Annotated in this window: 3 protein-coding genes and 2 pseudogenes; all 5 read left to right on the top strand. The window is 41.3% G+C overall.

The window, feature by feature from the left end; translation table 11 throughout:
- On the top strand, nucleotides 1-752 hold a 752-nt coding region (locus AB1L08_RS21615), incomplete at its 5' end, for an RHS repeat-associated core domain-containing protein (protein ID WP_413066662.1).
- Between the two features lie 6 nt (nucleotides 753-758).
- Nucleotides 759-1,172, top strand: coding sequence for a YxiG family protein (locus tag AB1L08_RS21610; protein WP_413066661.1), 414 nt, complete (start codon nucleotides 759-761; stop codon nucleotides 1,170-1,172).
- 294 nt (nucleotides 1,173-1,466) lie between these two features.
- A pseudogene (locus tag AB1L08_RS21605) lies at nucleotides 1,467-2,627 on the top strand (RHS repeat domain-containing protein); the annotation flags it as partial.
- 16 nt (nucleotides 2,628-2,643) lie between these two features.
- On the top strand, nucleotides 2,644-3,060 hold the full coding sequence (locus AB1L08_RS21600) for a hypothetical protein (RefSeq protein ID WP_413066660.1): 417 nt from the start codon (nucleotides 2,644-2,646) through the stop codon (nucleotides 3,058-3,060).
- A 378-nt stretch (nucleotides 3,061-3,438) separates the two neighbouring features.
- Nucleotides 3,439-4,337, top strand: a pseudogene (locus AB1L08_RS22640) (RHS repeat domain-containing protein); the annotation flags it as partial.
- Nucleotides 4,338-4,729: the final 392 nt, after the last annotated feature.

The following is a 4,729-nucleotide window of genomic DNA, read 5'->3' as shown; positions in this document are numbered from 1 at the left end:
CCTTAACGGACCAGTCAGGAAACATTGTTGCCAGCTACTCGTACGACAACTGGGGAAATCCGTTGGAGACAAAGCGGACGGGAATTGCACTGGAAAATCCATTCCGCTATGCAGGCTATCAATATGACGAAGAAACGGGCCTATATTACTTGATGGCACGGTACTACCATCCGACTCATGGCGTCTTCCTGTCAATGGACCCGGATCCCGGCGATGACGACGATATCCTTACGCAAAACGGGTATACGTATGCCAATAACAATCCGGTGATGATGGTGGACCCGGATGGACATTGGGCTTGGGCTGCAATTGGAGGTGTGATTGGAGGAGTTTCTTCTTATAAAGCCGCGAAAGCAAAAGGCGCCAGAGGATGGAAGTTAGTTGGAGCAACGGCTGGAGGAGCAGCACTTGGAGCATTAGGTGGAGGAGCTTTTCGTGCGGGAAAAACTCTTTACCAATCAGGGAAATTATCTAAAACCTATTGGAATGCAAGAAAAGTTGCCAAAGTTAACAATGGAACGATAAAGAGGGCGAAAAATAAAAAGGGTTGGGTAGTAACTACTAAAAATCATACTATAAGATTTATGGGAAGAAATTCGGGACAGAGAAAAAAGCCATATTACCGAATTAGTCATAAAAAAAAGGGTGCCATGGATGCGAGGGGGCGGTATTCAAGCGATAGAGCAAAGACCCATATTAAATTAACATGGCGCTCACATCGAAACATTAATAAGTTGTTAAGGGGGAAATGAACCAAATTGTTTAATAGCATTGAACAATGGGTGGACTATATCGATGGAGTATGTGAGGTATTGTGTTTAGACTTTAACATATTTAAAAAAGAATTGGTTTTAAAAATTAAAATTACCGATCAAGGGAACGTCTTTGAGCATCAAGTGGTTTTTAAAAACATCGCCAGCCTTTATTTTAATGGCGGAGAGGGGATTTCTAGATTTGAAAAAATAGCCCCAGAAGAAATCAATTGGCAAATTTTTGAGTTTAGTTACCACCCAGATGGAATTGGTCATTTTGGAAATAATTTACTTAAGGAATATAATACAAATGCAAATTTCATTATTTGCATAAATAGTTTGTTGATTGCAGTAGAGGCATATAATGTTTCCTTTGATCTAGAAGAATTTATACTGAGAGGTAGAGGTGAAGGTTCTTAGCGTGCAATCCATCATCGGGAGGGAGAGTTGTTACTTTTTCTCGAGACCCGTATGTACCGTTAAATATTCGGCAATAAATTAGAATAATGATAAAAAGCCTCGGAAAATTGATATGAAAAATTTCTAGCCCTTGGAATTACCAATAGTCCCAAGGGCTCTATTCATTCTAGACTTTTGAACTGCTAAATAAGATTAATGACATCAAAAACATTTTCAATTTTTTTGTAGAGTTGTACGAACAATGTTAGTTTATTTTTTCAACTACTCAGTGAAATAAAGAGACGTTCCTTCAACGAATATCAATTCGACGGATTCGGCAACCGGATTTACCAAAAGATCGGCAGCCAAGCGGCCGTTACGTCGAGCTACAACATGCTCAATCAGCTGACTTCCTACGGGAACGAAGCCATCAGGTACGATCAAAACGGCAACCGGATTGAAGATGGAAAGTTCACCTATCAATGGAATGCGGCCGATCAGCTCGTATCCGTCAAGAAAAAAGGAGAAAGCGCTCCTTTTGCAGAATACAAGTATGACGATGACGGCAGAAGAATCCAAAAGATAGTAAACGGCACCATCACCAATTACATCTATGACGCCGACAGCCTGAACGTCCTGTATGAAACGAATGCCAATGACCAGGTACAGCGTTCTTATGTCTACAGCGCCGACGGCCAATTGCTGGCCATGAACAAACACAGTGGAAATACAGCCACGGCCACTTATTATTACCATTACAACCCGCGTGGCGATGTCATCGCCTTGACGGACCAATCAGGAAACGTCGTCGCCAGCTATTCCTACGACAGCTGGGGCAATCCGTCGGAGACAAAGCGGACCGGAATTGCACTGGAAAATCCATTCCGCTATGCAGGCTATCAATATGATGAGGAAACGGGCCTTTACTACTTGATGGCACGGTACTACCATCCGACTCATGGCGTCTTCCTGTCAATGGACCCGGATCCCGGCGATGATGATGACATCCTGACGCAGAACGGGTATACGTACGCGAATAACAACCCGGTCATGATGGTCGATCCGGATGGGAAATGGTTCTGGTTTGCGGTGAATGCCGGCTTTGCAGCTTATGACGGATATAAGGCTTACAGAGCAGGAAAGAGCAAAAAACAAATCGCTTGGGCAGTAGCATCCGGATTTGGCCCGGGCAGATACTTTAAGGGTGCGAAAAGGGCTGTTGTTTATGCTAGGAACATATATACAGCAACTAGAGTAAAAGGAGGACTAAAATTAGGTAGAAAAATTACTACTAAGCAAGCTATTAATAGACTAAAAAAGGGGAAAGATGTTTTCTCTACCTCTAAAAAACAGGCAAAAAAGCTTCAAAAGAAAACCTATGCTAACAAAAAAGCTATTCATGATAAACCACATAGAGAAGGGTATAGACCACATTATCACAATCGAAAAAGGAAGGGTGGACATTCGTTCTATTAAAGAAAGGAGTTAAATAATGTGTTATTTTATTAATATTGGATTAGATAAGGAAATACCAAATAAATTAAAAAGAGATTTTGAAATAAAGAACATTTTTATTGAAAGAGTATTTGATGACAAACCTGCTCATATTTTTAGTAGTAAATATAGATATACTTATACAATTACTACAGGAATGTGTTCTTGTGACTTTTTTTTAAAAACGAGTAATGAAAAAAAGTTTACAGAATCTATATCCCTTTTAAAATCTTTTTTTCAAATTTTAGTAGATAAAGGATATAGCATTGCCTATTATTTTCATATGTATTCAGGGAGTTATGGCGAGGAAGATTTGCCAATCTTATCAAGAACTAAAATGAAAGCGCATGATTTTGTTTCCAATCTACAAAATTTTGAAGAAGACCATGTTTATCTGACAAATAGGTATATGTAATATACTTGAACCTTGAGTAGGTGTTTAAAATACTTTTTCAATCCGATGTGAGAGCTCACAATGCTTCCAAGAAAAATGTGAAGCGCTGATGTGTCCAAAGCCAAAAATTGGCGCATTTCCTTTAAACTTTCTGTCTCCTATTTGCAATATGCAAAAGATTTAATGAAAAATCGGTGACAATGCTTCTCTATTGCCACCGATTTTTTCTTTGAATGTATATAAATGGAACTAAAACCAGCTGACCAGGTTCAATTGGGCAATGTGACAACCTACTCCTCCGCCAACGGTGCCGGCACCACCTATGTGTATGACCCGGCCGGACAGGTCATCTCCATGTCCACAAACAAAGTGGACACGTCAACCGGGACGATGACGATCGTTATTGATGAAAAATACACGTATGATGCCAACGGCAACCGCACGGAGATTCTTTACAATGACGGAAAGAAAGAAACATAAACGTACGACCATATGGACCAGCTTGTCCGCGAAATAAAGAAAGACGGTTCCGTCTACGAATATCAATACGACGGATTCGGCAACCGGGTCTATCAGAAAATCGGCAGCACGTCGGCCTATAACATGGTCAACCAGCTGACCGCCTACGGAAACGAAGCCATCAGGTACGATCAAAACGGCAACCGGATTGAAGACGGGAAGTTCACCTACCAATGGAATGCGGCCGATCAGCTCGTATCCGTCAAGAAAAAAGGAGAAAGCCTCCTTTTGCAGAATACAAATATGATGATGACGGCCGAAGAATCCAAAAGAAAGTAAACGGTACCATCACCAACTACATCTATGACGGCGACAGCCTGAACATCCTGTATGAAACAAACGCCAATGACCAGGTGCAGCGTTCTTACGTTTACAGCGCCGACGGGCAATTGCTGGCGTTGAACAAGCATAGCGGAAATACAGTCACGTCGACCTATTTCTACCATTACAACCCGCGTGGCGATGTCATTGCCTTGACGGACCAGTCAGGAAACGTTGTAGCCAGCTACTCTTATGACAGCTGGGGCAATCCGTTGGAGACAAAGCGGACCGGGATTGCACTGGAAAATCCATTCCGCTATGCAGGCTATCAATATGACGAAGAAACCGGTCTTTACTACTTGATGGCAAGATATTATCATCCAACGCATGGCGTCTTCCTGTCAATGGACCCGGATCCCGGCGATGACGACGATATCCTTACGCAAAACGGGTATACGTATGCCAATAACAATCCGGTGATGATGGTCGATCCGGATGGCAAATGGTTCTGGTTTGCGGTGAATGCCGGTTTTGCAGCTTATGATGGATACAAGGCGTTTAAAAAGCATGGTTGGAAGGCCGCTGCTGTTGCTGCAGGAGCATCTCTAGTTGGAGGACGAACAGTTAAATTTGGAAAATATGCATATAGAACTTATAAAGCTTATAGAGCTAAAAAGTATATTGGTAAGGCTACAGCCTATAAAAATGTGACAGCAAAAAGAGCCAGAATTAGAAACATAGAAACAGACATAAGTGTTCGCTCGTTTAAAAGGAATCTTAAAAAATCCGGTTATACGAAATCTAAAACTAAAACTAAAGGTATTTATATCTTTACCTTAATCCGTGACAAAATTTAGCTAAAATGCATCCAAAAGCTGGTGAAATCAGGTATAATACCCAAAAAAGATAA

This window comes from Siminovitchia jepli (assembly GCF_047228825.1).
Taxonomy (GTDB): Bacteria; Bacillota; Bacilli; order Bacillales; family Bacillaceae_C; genus Siminovitchia.
This window is presented reverse-complemented; position numbering and strand designations above follow the sequence as displayed.

Bases quoted from the DNA above. Each gene is read 5' to 3' on its own strand.
- AB1L08_RS21600 (WP_413066660.1), top strand. From the start codon at position 2,644: ATGTGTTATTTTATTAATATTGGATTAGATAAGGAAATACCAAATAAA.